This is a genomic window from Caldanaerobius fijiensis DSM 17918 (assembly GCF_900129075.1).
Taxonomy (GTDB): domain Bacteria; phylum Bacillota; class Thermoanaerobacteria; order Thermoanaerobacterales; family Caldanaerobiaceae; genus Caldanaerobius; species Caldanaerobius fijiensis.
Map to the genome: position 1 here is coordinate 71,503 of NZ_FQVH01000003.1, position 18,459 is coordinate 89,961.

An 18,459-nucleotide genomic window follows, 5' to 3' on the forward strand; every position below is an offset into this window, starting at 1 on the left:
AATATATGACGAATTTGGATTTTGCCAGTATGCTCAAATACTGGCCTCTATTTTTGAAAGGTACCGTAAGTACAATAGAATTTACCATAGGCGCGGTAATAATAGGCGTAATTCTAGGCATTTTAGCGGCATTTATGAAGATGTCTAGGATAAAGGTAATAAGCTTTATTGGAAAAGCGTATATAGAGATAATAAGGGGTACTCCTGCCCTTGTACAGCTCTTTATCATATACTTTGGCATCTCTCAGGTGTTAAATCTTAATATACCTAAGTTTTATGCGGCTGTCTTTGCACTGGGTATAAATAGCGGTGCTTATGTGGCAGAGATAATAAGGGCTGGAATTGAGGCAGTAGATAGGGGGCAGATGGAAGCTGCCAGGTCATTAGGAATGCCCCATGGGATGGCCATGCGATATATCATCATGCCCCAAGCTATAAAGAATATACTTCCGGCACTAGGGAATGAGTTCATCGTGCTGCTAAAGGAATCTTCCATAGTTTCCGTAATAGGTGCGTCGGACCTTATGAGACAACAGGAGATCATATCAAGTGTTACTTACAGGCCTTTTGAGCCCCTTATTGTCATTGCGATGATATACTTTGTTATGACGCTGTTCCTCTCTAAGTTGATGGGTATGTTTGAGAGGAGGTTAAAAGCCGGTGATGTTAGATAGTATGGTGAAGGTAGAGAATTTAAAAAAATCTTTTGGGCATTTGCAGGTGTTGAACGGTATAAACCTGGAAATAAAAAAGGGTGAGGTTTTGGCGATTATAGGGCCCAGCGGATCAGGAAAGAGTACATTGCTGAGATGTGTCAACTATCTGGAAGAACCTACTGCCGGAAACGTGTATATTGAAGGGGAGAAAGTGGATCCTGTTAAAAATATAAATAGAATAAGACAAAAGGTGGGCATGGTATTTCAGCATTTTAATCTTTTTCCACATATGACCGTCCTGGATAACTTGACCATAGCGCCTATAAAGGTCAAAAAGATGGATAAAGCTCAGGCCGAGGCCATCGCCATGAACCTTTTAGAGAGGGTTGGCCTTAAGGATAAAGTAAAGGCGTACCCAGCGCAGTTGTCGGGAGGCCAGAAGCAGAGGATTGCAATAGCCAGGGCTTTGGCGATGCAGCCCGATGTCATGCTGTTTGATGAGCCTACTTCAGCATTAGATCCTGAGATGGTTAAAGAGGTGCTTAACGTCATGAAGGACCTGGCCCATGATGGCATGACCATGATGGTAGTTACTCATGAGATGGGGTTCGCAAGAGAAGTTTGCCATAGGGTTGTGTTCATAGATGAAGGGCAGGTAGTCGAAGAAGGACCGCCACAGGAAATTTTTACAAATCCGCGGCAGGAAAGGACCAGGTCGTTTTTAAGCAAGGTTTTATAAAGAGTTTATAAAAAATTCATAAAAATTTTCAAAAATTAAGAAGGATTATCATTGCTTGCGTAGAATAATATAAGTAACAAGGGTAAAGAATACTAATGCTGAAGGGAGTAGTGGCATTTATGAACCTAAGGATTACAGGGAAAAACAATCTCGAGCTTACAGATGCATTAAAAAATGCTGTGGAGAAGAAGCTGCGCATTCTAGATAAATTTTTTAATGAAGACACGGATGTAAATGTGGTTTTAAGCGTGGTTAAAAATGACCAGATTGTAGAAGTTACTATACCGTATAAAGGCGTGATTTTTAGAGCTGAAGCTGCGACAGAAGATATGTATTCTACGCTGGATGAGGTAGTAGAAAAGCTCAAGAAGCAGTGGAGAAAGCACAAAACGAAACTTGAAAAGAGGTTTAACGTCAAAGTTCCTGAAAACCTTCAGTTGACCGAAGAAGATGAGGAAAAAGAGGTTTCTGAAGAAGAGTTTAGGATAGTCAGAAAGAAAAAATTTGGTATGAAGCCAATGTCTGTAGAAGAGGCGATACTGCAGATGAATTTGCTGGGACACGACTTTTATATCTTTTGCAATGAGGAGAGCAACGATATAAACGTGGTGTACAGGCGAAGAGACGGCAGCTATGGACTTATAGAAGCAGAAAAAGTATAAAAAGGTCCTTTTAAAAGGACCTTTTTTAGTGCATTTGACGGTATATGTAAAATATTATATAATACTATAAGGTGATCAAAATGTTAAATTTATTAGAAAAGATTTTTGGAAGCTACAATGAGAGAGAGCTTAAAAGGCTTTATCCCATCGTGGATAAGGTTTTGTCATATGAAGACGAAATGTCTAAACTTACCGATGAACAGTTAAGGGCTAAGACGCAGGAGTTTAAAGATAGACTCAATAACGGGGAGACATTGGATGATATCCTCCCGGAGGCTTTTGCGGTAGTAAGGGAAGCCGCGTGGAGGACATTGGGTATGAAGCATTTTCCTGTTCAGGTGCTGGGTGGTATTGTGCTTCACCAGGGCAGGATAGCCGAGATGAAGACGGGTGAAGGTAAGACGCTGGTGGCCACATTGCCAGCATACCTCAATGCGCTGGAGGGAAAAGGCGTTCATATCGTGACGGTGAATGACTACCTGGCCAAGCGTGATAGAAATTGGATGGGCAAGATTTATGAGTTTCTCGGCCTCTCGGTGGGCGTTATTGTCCACGATATGGATAGTGATCAGAGGCGAGAAGCCTATAACTGCGATATAACCTATGGCACAAACAATGAATTTGGCTTTGATTATCTAAGGGATAATATGGTCATATACAAGGAAGAGATGGTACAGAGGGGATTTAATTATGCTATCGTCGATGAGGTAGATAGTATACTCATTGATGAAGCCAGGACTCCACTTATCATCTCAGGTCCGGGGGATAAATCTACTGATTTATATGTAAAAGCCGACCGCTTTGTCTCCGGGCTGAAGCCTGATATAGATTATAAAGCAGATGAGAAAGAGCATACCGTAAGTTTAACAGATGTAGGCATAAAAAAGGCAGAAGCTTATTTCGGCGTAGAAAATTTAGCTGATCTTGATAATATGGAGATCAATCACTGTATCATTCAAGCGTTAAAGGCTCATGCCCTCATGAAGAGAGATAGAGATTACGTGGTCAAAGACGGCGAAGTGATAATTGTAGATGAGTTTACTGGCAGATTAATGTTTGGCAGAAGGTACAGCGATGGCCTTCATCAAGCTATAGAGGCCAAGGAAAATGTAAAAATTCAAAGTGAAAGCAGGACATATGCTACCATAACATTTCAGAATTATTTCAGAATGTACAAAAAGCTGGCAGGTATGACGGGCACGGCCAAGACAGAGGAACAGGAGTTCAGGGATATTTACGGGCTGGACGTAGTGGTAATACCTACCAACAAACCTATGATAAGGGTGGATTACCCCGACGTTATATATAAAACCGAAGAAGCTAAGTTTAGAGCTGTGGTTGAGGAGATAGTAGAGAGGCATTCAAAGGGGCAGCCTGTACTGGTGGGTACTGTATCCATTGAGAAATCTGAGAAACTCAGCCAGATGTTAAAGCGTCGCGGCATAAAGCATGAGGTGTTAAATGCCAAGTACCACGAGAAAGAGGCAGAAATCATAGCTAAAGCCGGACAGAAAGGTGCCGTGACGATAGCCACAAACATGGCGGGCCGTGGTACGGATATCGTGCTGGGAGAAGGGGTCAAAGAGCTGGGAGGCCTTCACATCATAGGCACAGAAAGGCATGAGTCCAGGCGAATAGACAATCAGTTGAGGGGTCGTGCAGGTAGACAGGGTGATCCCGGCTCATCAAGGTTTTATATCTCGCTGGAAGATGACCTCATGAGGCTTTTTGGTTCGGAACGCATTATGAGCATGATGGATAAGCTCGGCATTGAAGAGGATCAACCTATAGAGAATAAGTTCTTGACAAAGCAAATCGAAGCAGCTCAGAAAAGGGTAGAAGCTAGAAATTTTGATATAAGAAAAAATCTGTTGCAGTATGATAACGTGATGAATAAGCAGCGCGAAGTGATATATCAGGAGAGAAGAAGAGTTCTTGAGGGTGAGAATCTCAAGGATTATATCATTGGAATGGTGGAAAAAATTGTAGATGAAGTTATTGATATATATACTGCTAATAGCAGGTATCCAGAAGAGTGGAGGCTGGACGATTTAAAAGCCCGCCTGGAAGATATATTTATGCCAAAAGGTGCTCTATCTTTTGAGAAAAATGAAATTCCAACTCTTACCAAAGAGAGTTTAAAAGAAAAGATAATGGATATAGCCACGCGGTTGTACGATGAAAAGGAGAAAAAAGTCGGTTATGAACAGATGCGAGAACTGGAGCGGGTGGTGCTCCTGCGCGTCGTAGACACCAAATGGATGGACCACATTGACAATATGGAAAGACTTAGAGAGGGTATAGGTCTGAGAGCTTATGGACAGATCGATCCGATTGTGGCATATCAAAAAGAGGCTTATGATATGTTTACTGATCTCATTGATAGCATACAGGAAGATACGGTCAGATTGTTGTATCACATTGAGATCAGGGAGGAAAATGTGCCAAAACGTGAAAGTGTGGTAGGTCCTGTTTTGATGACAAATTCTGAAGGAGAGGAAAAGAGAAAGCCTATTGTAAAGGGTAAGAAGATCGGACGAAATGATCCATGCCCCTGTGGCAGTGGCAAAAAGTATAAGCACTGTTGCGGCAGGACAGCATGATAGAAAATCAAATATCGGAGAAAAGGCAGAAGGAGTGATTTAAGTGCTTGACGAACTAAAAACAAAAATTCAGAGTTTAAAAGAGGAAATCGATGAAATGGGGGTTTCTCTTTGACTACGCGGGTTCTAGAGAGGAACTAAAAAAAATGGAAGAGAGCATGGCAGATCCCGATTTTTGGTCTGATATAGAAAAAGCGAGCAAAGTAAATCAAAAGATAAAGGTATTAAAAGATAAGTTAGATCAGTATGACAGCATAAGATCGCGTTATGATGATCTGACAGTGCTTCTGGAACTGGCTTATGAGGAAGGAGATGAATCCTTAGAGCCGGAGATACAGAGTGAATATCAAAAGCTTCAAAAAGATGTAGCGGATATGAAGATAAAATTGATGTTAAACGGTCGATATGACGCTAACAATGCTATTATGTCTTTTCATGCCGGGGCCGGCGGTACCGAAGCACAGGACTGGGCGCAAATGCTCATAAGAATGTATACCCGATGGGCTGAGCGCAGGGGCTTTGAAGTGGATATACTGGACTACCTAGAAGGCGATGAAGCAGGGGTCAAAAATGCTACACTTATGGTAAAAGGCGATTACGCTTATGGTTATCTAAAGGCAGAGAAAGGTGTGCATAGGCTGGTGAGAATATCTCCTTTTGATGCCGCAGGAAGAAGGCATACCTCCTTTGCCCTGGTTGAGGTGCTGCCAGAAATAACCGAGGATATTGATGTGGAGATAAATCCTGCTGATTTGAAGATTGATACCTATCGTTCCAGTGGTGCTGGTGGACAGCATGTCAATAAAACAGAGTCGGCCGTAAGGATTACCCATATTCCAACGGGCATAGTGGTTCAATGTCAGAACGAGCGTTCACAGCTTCAGAACAGGGAAACGGCTATGAAGATGTTAAAAGCCCGGCTTTTAGAGCTCAAGGAACGGGAGAGGGAAGAGGAGATCAGCGGAATAAAAGGTGAGCACGTGGATATGGGTTGGGGTAACCAGATAAGGTCGTATGTATTTCATCCATATTCTATGGTCAAGGATCACAGGACAGGTTATGAGGTAGGAAATGTCCAGGCAGTAATGGACGGTGAAATTGACGATTTTATAAACGAGTATTTAAAGAAGATGGCAAGAGAAAACAGTAAAATATCAGCGATTGAGTAGTTAATATTTTACAAAGAATAAAAAAGGATTGAACATATGTTCAATCCTTTTTTAAGTTCCTTCTTTGGTTTGTAATTTGAATGCTATATAGATGATTGAAGTTAAATTCCTTACTTTGCTTGATGAAATTGTTGTAAAATGTTATACTATTTTTGAAAAAGTAGATGCTATATGAAAGTGATTTGCGACTGCTTTTGATAAGCTAAAAAGGGGGGCGTTTGATGGCAATAAAGTCAAAATTAACATTTCACGGCGGTATACATCCTCCTCATGCTAAAGAATTTACTCAAGATAAACCTATAGAGCCTTATATGCCAAAAGACCGTGTGATTATACCACTTGTGCAGCACATAGGTGTTCCATGTAAGCCTGTGGTAAAGGTAAATCAAGAAGTAAAAGTAGGCCAGATAATAGGGGAACCTGGCGGCTATGTATCCGCACCTGTACATTCTAGCGTATCTGGCAAGGTAGTTGGTATTGAAGAATACCCCAGCCCAGCGGGTAAGAAGGTATTATCTGTGATTATTCAGTCAGATGGTAATTTTGAACCGCAGGAAGGCGTTTTTATAAAAAGAGATATAGATCAGTTATCGCCAGAAGAAATCAAAGCAATTATAAAAGACGCTGGTATTGTGGGTATGGGTGGAGCAGCTTTTCCCACCATAGTAAAGATCAGTCCCCCACCTGATAAAAAAGTGGATGTAATCATATTAAATGGTGCAGAATGTGAGCCATATCTTACAGCTGATAGCAGGCTTATGGAAGAATATCCGGATGATATAGTATATGGCCTTAGGGCTATCATGAAGGCTATGGGTGTCAAAAAAGGGATTATAGGTATAGAGGACAACAAACTAAGAGCGATAATTTCAATGAGAAATGCTGCTAAAGGTTTTGATGGTATAGAAGTAGCGGTATTGAAAACCAAATATCCCCAAGGTTCAGAGAAGCATATAATCAAAGCTATTACAGGCAGAGTGGTTCCGTCGGGAAAATTGCCTGCTGATGTAGGTGTGGTAGTAAACAATGTAGCTACGGCTAAAGCCATAGCTGACGCAATAAAAGAAGGGAAACCTTTGATAGAACGGGTTGTTACCGTGACAGGTGAGGGTGTAGAAAATCCTAAGAATTTACTGGTTAAAATAGGTACGCCTTTTAGCGAACTTATAGATTTCTGCGGGGGCTTTAAAGGCACGCCTGGTAAAGTTATATCAGGTGGTCCTATGATGGGTATTGCCCAATATACGCTGGATGTGCCTGTGATAAAAGGGACTTCGGGTATTCTTGTACAACCGGCAGAAAAAGTGAGGGTTACTAAGCCAAGTCCCTGTATTAGATGTGGAAGATGTGTAGATGCCTGTCCTATGAATCTCTTACCTCTTTTTATAAGCGCTTATTCCATCAAAGGTGATTTTGACAGGTGTAAGGAATACAATGTCATGGATTGCATTGAATGCGGCAGCTGTTCGTACATATGCCCATCTAAGAGACCGCTGGTAGAGTCTATAAGATTGGCTAAAAGCGTGATTTCTAGTAAAAATAAGAAGTAATATGGAGGGGAAAAAGTGGAGGGTAAATTATATGTTACATCATCACCTCATTTTGGTACTGCCGATGATGTAAAAAGGATAATGCTCGATGTAATAATATCTCTTATACCTGCATTGATTGCTGCTATCGTAATTTTCGGAATAAGGGCACTTTACATAACAATTATATGTGTGACTGCGGCCGTAATGACAGAGGCTGCTATTGAGTGGATTTTTCATAAAGATATCACGGTAGGTGATTTTAGCGCAGCTGTTACGGGCTTGTTGCTGGCATTTAATCTACCGGTTACGGTACCATGGTGGATAGGTGTTATTGGTTCGATGTTTGCCATCGCTGTAGTAAAAATGGTTTTTGGGGGTTTAGGCTATAACTTTATGAATCCTGCGCTGGCTGCCAGGGCTTTTCTGCTGGCGTCATGGCCTGTGCAGATGACTCATTGGACTTCTCCTGATGGGGTTACGACGGCAACTCCTTTAGCTTTGCTGAAAGGCACGGAGGTTTCAGGAAAACTTCCTGATCTCTGGGACCTGTTTATAGGCAATGTAGGCGGCTCCCTAGGGGAGACATCGGCATTGGCTTTACTTATAGGAGCGGTGTATCTCTTGTACAGAAAGGTTATAACGTTGAGGATACCTGCAAGTTATATATTGACGGTGGCCTTTATGACCTGGGTATTTGGGAAACAAGGTTTATTCACAGGTATGCCGCTGTATCATATTTTAGCGGGTGGCCTTATATTAGGAGCTTTTTATATGGCGACCGACTATACCACATCTCCTATCACTCCCAAGGGACAGATTATATTTGGCATAGGGTGTGGAATTCTCACCTCTGTTATAAGACTTTACGGTGGATATCCCGAAGGAGTGTCTTATTCCATAATACTGATGAATTTGGCTACTCCCCTTATAGATAAGTACACTGCACCTAGGGTCTTTGGAAAGGTGATGAAAAATGAAGGCGGAAAATGATATATTAAAGACAGGACTTATTCTTTTCATGGTTACAGGTATAGCCGCCTTGGTACTGGGGTTTTTTAATTTTATTACTCAGAAACCGATAGAAAGGCAGATCAGGGAAGCGAATCTTCAGGCAATGAAGGAGGTCATGCCTGCGGATACATACAAAGAAATAAAGGCTGAGACTGCAACAGGTGATATTGTAAAAGCTGTTTCAAAGGCTTATAAAAACGGAAGTGAAGCAGGTTTTGTTATTAGGGTATCTCCGTCAGGCTATGGCGGATCTATAGAGATGCTGGTGGGAATTGATAAAAATGGGAAAATAACCGGCATAAAAATTATAAGCCACAACGAGACACCGGGTTTGGGGGCTAAAGCCACTGAACCGTCGTGGCAGAGTCAGTTTAAAGGCAAAGGACCTGATGCCTTGACGGTAGTAAAACATCCGCCTTCTAATGATAAAAATGAAGTTCAGGCTATCACTGGTGCCACCATTACATCGCGGGCCGTTACTAAAGGTGTCAATGAAGCATTGAGAGAATTTAAACAATTAAGCAAATAAAAGGGGGTGTACTTTTTATGGCTTTATTTGATTCGTTTAAACCCTGCTGCGGATGTAATAGCAGCGATCCTTCAGATAAAGAGGGCTTACCGTGTCAATCCTGCGGAGCGGCTTTTAAAAATGGGCTTTGGAAAGAGAATCCGACATTTGTTCAGGTAATAGGCATGTGCCCCACATTAGCGGTATCGACGGCCGCTATAAACGGTTTGACGATGGGTGCAGCTGCTACTTTTGTGCTGTTTTTCTCCAATGTACTTATTTCTATGTTCAGAAAGGTCATACCAGATAAAATAAGGATACCTGTGTTTATAGTCGTTATAGCTACATTTACAACTATAGCAGGTATGCTCATAAAGGCTTATTCACCAGCGCTGGATAAAGCCCTTGGTATTTATATACCCCTTATCGTTGTCAACTGCATTATCATGGCAAGAGCAGAGGCCTTTGCGTATAAAAACACTGTCCTTCGGTCGGCTGCCGATGGACTGGGTATGGGACTGGGCTTTACAATGGCTCTGTTTATTCTGGGCTCTATAAGAGAGATATTGGGCAACGGCACAATACTTGGTTACCCTGTACTGGGTTCGGGTTATCAAAAAGCCCTGATATTTATAATGCCGCCGGGTGCTTTTTTAGTGTTGGGAATGCTATTAGGGCTTTTTAAATTCTTTGAGCTAAAAGCCCAGGACAGGAAGGCTAGATAATGGTAAAATCCGGAGAGGTGGAGGCATATGCTGACAAGGATTATCATCATACTGATCAGTTCGGTATTCGTAAATAATTTTCTACTGGTGAGGTTTTTGGGAGAATGTCCCTTTTTAGGCGTATCAAAGCGCATTGATACCTCTATAGGAATGGGTATTGCGGTAACATTTGTCATGACTTTAGCATCAGCTGTAGCTTATATTGTCTACTTTTATATATTGGTACCCCTTGGGATAGAGTATCTTGAGACTATCGCTTTTATACTTGTTATAGCCGTTTTGGTTCAGTTTGTGGAGATGGTGGTAAAGAAGATAAATCCCGTGCTCTACAAAGCATTGGGCATTTATCTGCCGTTAATAACTACGAACTGCGCGGTTTTGGGTGTTGCTCTGTTGAGCGTGGAACTCAAGTATAATTTTATAGAAACGGTTATAAACGGCTTTGGATCAGCGATAGGTTTTACTCTGGCGATGGTGCTTTTTGCAGGCATAAGGGAAAGGCTGGAGCTGGCACCGATACCAAAACCTTTACAGGGGTTTCCCATTGCTCTCATCGGCGCAGGACTTATGTCTATTGCATTTCTAGGCTTTCAAGGTATGATATAGGAGTGATGCAATATGAAAGAAATTTTTCCATATCTCTTTTTGCCCCTTATCAGCTTAGGAGGTATGGGTTTAGCTTTTGGGGTAATTCTGGCTTATGCAGCAAGGAAATTTAAGGTGGAGGTAGACCAAAGAGAGGCTCAGATCAGAGAGGTATTGCCTGGGGCCAATTGCGGCGCATGCGGCTATCCCGGTTGTGATGCATTTGCAAGCGCCGTCAATCAGGGCAAAGCGCCTGTGGATGGATGCAAAGCGGGCGGGCCCACTGTTGCCGAGAAATTAGGGCAGATTTTAGGCGTGCAGATAGATCATGAGGGGAAAAAGAAGGTGGCTTTTGTTAAATGCGGAGGTACGATTGAAAAAGCCGTAGAGAAGTATCATTATGAAGGATTATCAGATTGTAGGGTTGCTGCAATGTATCAGGAGGGCATGAAAGGATGCCGTTATGGATGCCTTGGCCTGGGTACATGTGAAAAGGAGTGTCCTTTTGATGCTATACACGTAGGTGAGGGCGGTGTGGCTGTGGTAGATGAGGAAAAGTGCACAGGCTGCGGTATATGTGTTGATGTCTGTCCAAAAAAGATCATTGATCTGGTATACAGCAGCAGGGTAAGAGTTGCCTGTTTCAGCTTGGATAAAGGTAAGGATGTAAGATTGGTGTGCCAGGCGGGTTGCATAGGCTGCAGAGCCTGTGAGAGGGTATGTCCTCATGACGCTATTCACGTAAAGGAGAACCTCGCCGCCATTGATTATGATAAATGTACCAACTGCGGTTTGTGCGTAGAAAAATGTCCTGTAAAGTGTATAAAGGTTATAGATGTCAATCATTTAAATGCCGTTGAATTGGAGGTGTAATATGAAACCGGTTATCGGTCTTACGTCTTCGTATGATTACAATAAGGGTTATTCATACTTAAAATCGGGATATTACAGCGCCATCAGCAATGCGGGTGGTGTTCCTGTGATATTACCTGTGACAGATGATGCAGAATATCCGGAAGATATTGTAGAGAATATTCATGGCCTTTTGCTCACGGGAGGATGTGATGTAGATCCTGCATTATACGGAGAGTTACCTTGCAGGCATCTGGGCATGGTTTCGCCTGAAAGAGATAGGATGGAGATCCGGTTGGTTAAATTGTGTATAGAGAAGGATATTCCTATATTAGCTATATGTAGAGGTATTCAGGTGTTAAATGTGGCATTAGGCGGTACTCTGTATCAGGATATACCTTCACAGATAGATGGTGCTATAATGCATGAACAAGGGGAAATACCCACGTATTACGGAATTCACTCTGTTAGAATAGATGAAAATTCTCTTTTATACAAAGTGATTGGTAACAAAAACTTGATAGTAAATTCTTTTCACCACCAGTCAGTAAAATTGGTGGCTCCATGCCTTAAAGCCGTCGCATGGTCAGAAGACGGCGTAATAGAAGCGGTGGAAGGCATTGGCTTTAAATTTGTGCTGGGAGTGCAATGGCATCCTGAGCGAATGTGGAGCAAGAGCCCGGAGAATTTTAAAATTTTTAAGGATTTTGTTGGACATATATAAGGAATGCATTGAAGTTTTATTTCAAAAATTTAATAACAGGTCAAAAAAATTGTCCTTTAAACGGCGTTTTTTGGTGTGATATAATGAATAAAAATAAGAATTAAGCGATTGGAGTGGAATTGATGATAGACATGACTATAGGGCAATATTTAGATTATATCGCATCAAAATACCCGGATCAGGATGCGTTGATATTTGAAGATAAAGTAAGGTATTCATACCGCATCTTAAAGGAAATTTCTAATAGATTGGCAAAAGGTTTATTAAAGATAGGTATAAAAAAAGGGGACCATGTAGCTATATGGGCTACCAATATTCCTGAATGGGTGGTGACGCTGTTTGCGACAGCTAAAATCGGTGCTCCGCTTGTCAGTATAAATACAGCATACAAAGAACATGAAGTGGAGTATATATTAAGGCAATCGGATGCCAGGGCTTTGGTACTCATTGACGGGTTTAAAGATTCTGATTATATTAAAACCCTTTATAACTTAGTGCCAGAATTGAAGCACAGCTCGAAAGGTATATTAAGAAGCTCTAAATTTCCTGAGCTTAAGGCGGTAATATATATAGGCAATAAAGAATTGCCTGGTGTGTATAAGTATGAGGAGATTATGGAGCTGGGTAGTACTGTAGATGATGATGAGCTCTATAGCGTTCAGAGATCTATTAATGCCCATGAAGTGATTGATATACAGTATACATCTGGTACCACCGGCTTTCCTAAAGGGGCGATGTTGACCCATTACAATCTGCTGAACAATGGTGATGCCATAGCTTCCCGCATGAATTTTACCACTGCTGACAGATTGTGTATTCCTGTGCCTTTGTTTCATTGCTTTGGTTATACGCTATCCATCATGGCGTGCCTCTCAAAAGGCTCCACGATGGTGCTGGTAGACCATTTTAATCCTTTGGCGGTCATGAATGCTATTCAAAGAGAGAGATGCACGGCGGTGCACGGGGTTCCAACCATGTTTATAACTATGCTGGAACACCCGGATTTTGAAAATTACGATTTCAGTAGCCTGCGGACGGGCATAATGGCAGGTTCTGTCTGTCCTATAAAGGTGATGAGAGCGGTAGTGGACAGGATGAACATAAAGGAAATCACCAGCGTGTACGGTCTTACAGAGGCATCGCCTGGTATTACTCAGACGAGCGTATATGATTCACTGGAGGATAGGGTGACAACCGTGGGTTACGCTTTGCCAGAGATTGAGGTTAAGATCGTGGATCCGGCTACAGGATGTGAGGTTCCACGCGGGGTACAGGGTGAGGTGATGGCAAGGGGCTATAATGTCATGAAAGGGTACTATAAGATGCCTGAAGAGACTGAAAAGGTAATAGAACCAGATGGATGGCTGCATACAGGCGATATCGGCGTGATGGATGAGAGAGGATATCTTACCATAACGGGCAGGCTGAAAGATATGATCATAAGAGGCGGCGAAAATATATCCCCGCGAGAAATCGAAGAATACCTGTACCATCATCCCTATATCAAGGATGTGCAGGTAGTGGGTGTTCCCGATGAAAAATATGGGGAGGAGATTATGGCTTATGTTATTCCCAAAGAAGGGCATATATTAACTGAGGAGGAAGTGATTGAGTACGCAAAAGCAGGGCTGGCCAGGTTTAAGGTTCCAAAATATGTACGCTTTTTAGACAGGTTTCCTATGACTGCCAGCGGGAAAATACAAAAATATGTTTTAAGAGAGATGGGTGCAAAGGATATATGTTCTCAAAATTCATATATAAGATAAATGTGAAGGGAGGGATACCGCCGATGAATTCGGCGGGCGGATGATGTATTTAGAATCACAGGTTAAAAACGATATCATAGAAATAGGGAGAAGATTGTGGCTAAAGGGTTTTGTGGCTGCCAATGACGGTAACATTACAGTAAGAGTTGGCAAAAATGAGATATGGGCGACGCCTACAGGAGTAAGCAAGGGGTTTTTGAAGCCTGAGATGCTCATCAAGCTGGACCTGGACGGCAACGTTATCTCAGGGACATGGAAACCTACTTCTGAGCTCAAGATGCATTTAAGGGTGTATAAGGAAAGAGATGATGTCATGGCGGTGGTTCATGCCCATCCTCCTGTGGCGACGTCTTTTGCCATAGTTGGGAAGACGCTTGACGCGCCTATAATGCCTGAGGCTGTTATCTCATTGGGAGTGGTACCCATTGCCGAGTATGGTACACCGTCTACGGAAGAGTTACCTGAGAACGTAAGTAAATACCTGCAGGAATGCGATGCTCTTTTGCTGGAAAATCATGGTGCCCTAACATATGGTCCTGATATCTATACAGCCTATTACAGGATGGAAACCATGGAGTTTTACGCTTATATAAGTTTATTAACGCACCTTTTAGGTGGAGCCAGGGAGCTTTCGGAGGATAAGGTGAGAAAGCTCGTTGAAATACGCAAGAAATTGGGTGTTAAAGGCAGGTATCCTGTGCAGAGGCTCTTTAAGCGCTACAACATAAATAAGGAAGAGATAAAGGAAGAACAACTGGTGGATATGGTTACGCGTATAACCAAGAGGGTCTTAGAAGAGATGGGGCAATAAAAAATTTTTAGCTCCGGTTGTGAGCCGGGGCATTGTTTTTATCTTATAGAAATGTATTAACATATGAAAGAAAAAGACAGAAAAAAATCAAATAGCATAAAAAAATTGATTAATTAGTAAGTAGAGCGAGAAAAACAGAGTATTTTTTGGATTTTGCGAGATTACGAGGTAATACGGCGGATAATGAGGATTGAAACAATTGGAGATGATGATATAATCATAGAGGTAATTGTGAAAAGTTGAGGGGTGGGAAAATGTAAACCTTTCATATGAGTATGGTACCGTAAATCATATTATGAAAGGTGTGTTTCTATGGATATTCTCAAGCGACTTTTTGGGTTTATGAAGCCGTATAGGAAATATTTTTACATTGCTGCCTTATTGATGTTTGCAAATATCGGGCTAGGTATGATCAATCCTTATCTCCAGAAGCTATTGGTTAACAAAGTGTTGTTGGGAAAACAGAAGGGTTTATTGATATATCTCCTTATGGGAATGTTATCTGTGAGCATTGTGACGTCATTGTTTGGTTATATTTATTCGTATTTGGTGGAGTATACTTCACAAAGGACGATTGCCGATATAAGACACAAGATGCTTAATCACCTTCAAGAGCTGTCGTTTAGCTTTTACGACAAGGCAAGAACCGGTGAACTTATGTCAAGGCTCACAGGTGATCTGGAAGGGGTAAGGGTTTTCATACCGGGCGGTTTTTTGCAGTTTTTTAACAGCGCTACGACGTTTATAGCGTACCTCATAATGCTGTTTATTATTAACTGGAAATTGACTCTACTCACTCTTATATTATCGCCATTTTTAGTGACCTTATCCATGAGATTTGATAAAAAGATAAGGTCTGCCTATGATGAGTTGAGGAAGCAGTACGCTGTTCTCAACACGACGTTGCAGGAAAATATAACAGGTATAAGGGTAGTTAAGGCTTTTGCACAAGAGCCCAAGGAGATTGAAAAGTTTAAGAAAGAAAACATAAATAACATGAACAGAGGCATAGACATAGGTTTTATCTCAGGTAAATATTCTCCGCTCATGTGGTTTATCGGAGATATGAGTTTCGTGGCCCTTATCTGGTTTGGAGGTTATTTGGTGGTAAAAGGGCAGATATCATTGGGTTCTTTGATACAGTTTAATGGCTATCTGTGGGCGATGATCTGGCCTCTTAGGGCATTACCTAATATCTTGAATATGTACGAACAGGCCAACGCTTCCGGTGAGAGGATATTTAACCTCCTCAACACCAAGCCGCAGATAAAAAATTCGCCGAATCCAGTGGTGCCTGATAAGATAAAAGGACATGTGGTATTTGAAAATGTCTCTTTAAAATACGATGGTGAAATGGTGTTAAAAGACATTAACATTGACGCGCCTCCTGGCAAAAAAATCGCTATCATGGGCGCAACGGGTTCGGGTAAGACATCTATTATCAACCTTATAGGGCGGTATTATGATGTGACTAAAGGCAGGATATTGATTGATGGCTACGATATCAGGGATCTGGATCTTAAGACCTTGAGGAGCGGTATAGGTATTGTCATGCAAGAGACGTTTTTGTTTTCAGATACTATCAGGAACAATATTGCCTTTGGTAAACCTGATGCTTCGATGGATGAAATAATGAATGCAGCGAAAGCAGCTCAAGCCCATGACTTTATTATGGAAATGCCCGATGGTTACGATACCGTAGTCGGTGAGCGGGGCGTTGGATTATCGGGTGGACAAAAGCAGAGGATCGCCATTGCCCGCGCCATTCTCAAGAATCCACCTATTCTCATTCTGGACGATGCCACTGCCAGCGTTGATATGGAAACGGAAGCCGAGATTCAGCGCAATTTAGAGGAACTTTCTAAGGGACGCACTACCTTCATCATAGCTCACAGGATTTCTTCGGTAAAGGATGCTGATGAGATTATTGTGCTTGAAAACGGCTCTATAGTAGAGAGAGGTACTCATCAGGAGCTCATAAAGTTGAAAGGGCGTTATTATCACAACTTCAAGGAACAGTTTAGAGCTATGCTCACTGATGAGATGATAGAAAAAATAGTAAAAGAGGTGAGCGCCTGATGGCAGTCAATAGGTATAATGAAGACGAAGAGCTGGAAAAGCCTTTTAATGCAGAGCAGTTTAAGCGGTTGGTTAAATTTGCGCTGCCCTATAAAAAAGAGATTATTTTGTCAGTGATTATGGTGCTTATTGTCACGGTAGGCGGTTTGGCAGGGCCGTATATATTAAAAGTGGCTATTGATGATTATATAAGCAGAAAAGATTTAGTAGGCTTGGGGCGCATTTCAATTCTATATATCGCTATAACTTTTACGGTCATGTATTTAAACAGAACCAGGACATTTATTTTGTCCAAGACTGGGCAACACATCATATTTAATATGAGGCAGCAGTTGTTTGAGCACGTTCAGAGCTTATCATTTAAATTCTTTGACAGCAGGCCTGCCGGCAAGATAATGATGAGGATAATTAACGATATTAACGCACCTGCTGATCTCATAACAAATGGCTTTGTCAACGTGTTGAGTGACCTTGTTACATTGGTAGGTATCATCGTAATAATGGTGAGCATGAACGTAAAGTTGTCCTTGATTACCTTTGCTGTCTTGCCGGTGTTGTTTACTGTAATAACGGTGCTCAAAAGGCACATAAGGAAAAGATGGTTTGATGTCAGGCAGAAGTCATCAAATATGAATGCATATCTCAATGAGAGCATTCAAGGTATGAAAGTAACTCAGGCTTTTGCACAGGAGGATGTAAGCGAGGCTAATTTCAATGAGTTAAATGCAGATATAGTGAAGACCTGGATGAAGGCAATAAGGATTAACAACTTTTTTGGACCCGCTGTCAATATCACCGGAGCCTTGAGCACCATGTTGGTATTTTTTATGGGTTCATACATGTACTATAGAGGGGAAGCAACTATTGGCGTCATATTCGCATTTTTAAGCTATATGGGCAGGTTCTGGGGTCCCATAAATGATATAAGTAATATATACAATATGCTTTTGGTCACCATGGCATCTATAGAAAGGGTATTTGAGCTGTTTGATCAGACTCCGGATATAGCAGATCTACCGGATGCCAGAGAGCTGCCTAAAATTGAAGGCAAGGTGGAGTTTAAAGACGTTTCTTTCTACTATGATCCTGAGAAACCGGTCTTAAAGCATGTTAGCTTCACAGTAAAGCCTGGTGAAACCATAGCGCTGGTTGGGCCTACAGGTGCGGGCAAGAGTACTATAGTAAATCTTATAAGCCGCTTCTATGACCCTGTAGAAGGGCAGGTATGTATAGATGGTTATGACATAAAGCACGTAACACTGAAATCTTTAAGATCTCAGATGGGCATTGTATTGCAGGATACATTTATCTTTGCGGGCACCATATATGATAATATCAAATATGGGAAACCCGATGCTACGTATGAGGAGGTTATTGAAGCTGCTAAGGCTGTCCATGCCCACGATTTCATAATGGAATTTGAAGACGGCTATAATACACAGGTCAACGAGAGAGGGTCCAGGTTGTCTGTTGGCCAGAGGCAGCTTATATCTTTTGCCAGGACACTGCTGGCAAATCCAAGAATCCTTATATTAGATGAGGCTACATCCAGTATAGATACCCATACCGAGATATTGGTTCAGCAGGCATTGGAGAAATTGTTAGAAGGTAGAACATCATTTGTTATTGCTCACAGGCTTTCGACTATCAGAAATGCTGACAGGATATTTGTTATAGATGATGGTCAGATAAAAGAAATGGGTAACCACGAAGAGCTTATGGCTAAAAAAGGCATATACTATGACCTCCAGATGTCGCAGTACAGGTTTGCTGTATGATAGGTGTCAACAAAATTATGTACTAACTTTGATTTGCAATTTGCAATATTTATAAATAATAAATAGGTTACTTACGAAAAAGTTCAATAGCATCGGCAAGTGACTTTGAGAGGATGTGCTACGTCAGCATTTCACAAAGTCACTTGCCTCAGAGGTATTCCTTTGGAGTCAGTGAACTTTTTCTCCAGCAACCTATTTTGTGTATTTGGACAATTTTTGTAGCATTCAAATTGCAAATCAAAGTATATCAAATGATTTG

At 41.6% G+C, this 18,459-nt stretch carries 16 protein-coding genes; all 16 read left to right on the forward strand.

The genetic code is table 11. The features are described from left to right. The first annotated feature begins 5 nt into the window (after positions 1-5). The 16 genes from BUB87_RS02645 to BUB87_RS02720 all read left to right on the forward strand — a co-directional run bounded on the left by BUB87_RS02645 (position 6) and on the right by BUB87_RS02720 (position 18,200). Positions 6-674, forward strand: coding sequence for an amino acid ABC transporter permease (locus tag BUB87_RS02645; protein ID WP_073341553.1), 669 nt, complete (start codon positions 6-8; stop codon positions 672-674). Between the two features lies 1 nt (position 675). Then, positions 676-1,395, forward strand: coding sequence for an amino acid ABC transporter ATP-binding protein (locus BUB87_RS02650; RefSeq protein ID WP_073341638.1), 720 nt, complete (start codon positions 676-678; stop codon positions 1,393-1,395). Positions 1,396-1,514: 119 nt separating this feature from the next. Next, positions 1,515-2,057, forward strand: a complete 543-nt coding sequence (gene hpf / locus BUB87_RS02655; RefSeq protein WP_073341555.1) for a ribosome hibernation-promoting factor, HPF/YfiA family — start codon at positions 1,515-1,517, stop codon at positions 2,055-2,057. Positions 2,058-2,137: 80 nt separating this feature from the next. Beyond that, complete coding sequence (secA, locus tag BUB87_RS02660) at positions 2,138-4,660, forward strand: preprotein translocase subunit SecA (protein ID WP_073341556.1); 2,523 nt, start codon at positions 2,138-2,140, stop codon at positions 4,658-4,660. A 43-nt stretch (positions 4,661-4,703) separates the two neighbouring features. Next, positions 4,704-5,829, forward strand: a protein-coding gene (prfB, locus tag BUB87_RS02665; RefSeq protein WP_200792745.1) for a peptide chain release factor 2 whose coding sequence is annotated in 2 segments (ribosomal slippage) — positions 4,704-4,772 and positions 4,774-5,829 — 1,125 coding nt in all. Because the reading frame shifts where the segments join, the coding sequence is not laid out codon by codon here. Positions 5,830-6,050: 221 nt separating this feature from the next. Then, complete coding sequence (gene rsxC / locus BUB87_RS02670; RefSeq protein ID WP_073341558.1) at positions 6,051-7,379, forward strand: electron transport complex subunit RsxC; 1,329 nt, start codon at positions 6,051-6,053, stop codon at positions 7,377-7,379. 15 nt (positions 7,380-7,394) lie between these two features. Continuing rightward, complete coding sequence (locus BUB87_RS02675) at positions 7,395-8,351, forward strand: RnfABCDGE type electron transport complex subunit D (RefSeq protein WP_073341560.1); 957 nt, start codon at positions 7,395-7,397, stop codon at positions 8,349-8,351. Next, positions 8,335-8,901, forward strand: a complete 567-nt coding sequence (locus tag BUB87_RS02680; RefSeq protein ID WP_073341561.1) for an RnfABCDGE type electron transport complex subunit G — start codon at positions 8,335-8,337, stop codon at positions 8,899-8,901. Before BUB87_RS02675 ends, BUB87_RS02680 begins: the two co-directional genes overlap by 17 nt. Positions 8,902-8,918: 17 nt before the next feature. Beyond that, complete coding sequence (gene rsxE, locus BUB87_RS02685; protein WP_084110805.1) at positions 8,919-9,605, forward strand: electron transport complex subunit RsxE; 687 nt, start codon at positions 8,919-8,921, stop codon at positions 9,603-9,605. 27 nt (positions 9,606-9,632) lie between these two features. Then, positions 9,633-10,211, forward strand: a complete 579-nt coding sequence (rsxA, locus tag BUB87_RS02690) for an electron transport complex subunit RsxA (RefSeq protein ID WP_073341563.1) — start codon at positions 9,633-9,635, stop codon at positions 10,209-10,211. A gap of 12 nt (positions 10,212-10,223) precedes the next feature. Next, on the forward strand, positions 10,224-11,063 hold the full coding sequence (locus BUB87_RS02695) for an RnfABCDGE type electron transport complex subunit B (protein ID WP_073341564.1): 840 nt from the start codon (positions 10,224-10,226) through the stop codon (positions 11,061-11,063). 1 nt (position 11,064) lies between these two features. After that, positions 11,065-11,766, forward strand: a complete 702-nt coding sequence (locus tag BUB87_RS02700; RefSeq protein ID WP_073341566.1) for a gamma-glutamyl-gamma-aminobutyrate hydrolase family protein — start codon at positions 11,065-11,067, stop codon at positions 11,764-11,766. 122 nt (positions 11,767-11,888) lie between these two features. Then, positions 11,889-13,532: an AMP-binding protein gene (locus BUB87_RS02705; protein WP_084110807.1), complete on the forward strand. Its 1,644-nt coding sequence runs from the start codon at positions 11,889-11,891 to the stop codon at positions 13,530-13,532. A 43-nt stretch (positions 13,533-13,575) separates the two neighbouring features. Next, entirely contained in the window at positions 13,576-14,343 is a 768-nt protein-coding gene (locus BUB87_RS02710) for a class II aldolase/adducin family protein (protein ID WP_073341569.1), read from the forward strand. A 312-nt stretch (positions 14,344-14,655) separates the two neighbouring features. After that, on the forward strand, positions 14,656-16,422 hold the full coding sequence (locus BUB87_RS02715; RefSeq protein ID WP_073341571.1) for an ABC transporter ATP-binding protein: 1,767 nt from the start codon (positions 14,656-14,658) through the stop codon (positions 16,420-16,422). Then, positions 16,422-18,200, forward strand: coding sequence for an ABC transporter ATP-binding protein (locus BUB87_RS02720; RefSeq protein WP_073341572.1), 1,779 nt, complete (start codon positions 16,422-16,424; stop codon positions 18,198-18,200). Before BUB87_RS02715 ends, BUB87_RS02720 begins: the two co-directional genes overlap by 1 nt. Positions 18,201-18,459 lie beyond the last annotated feature (259 nt).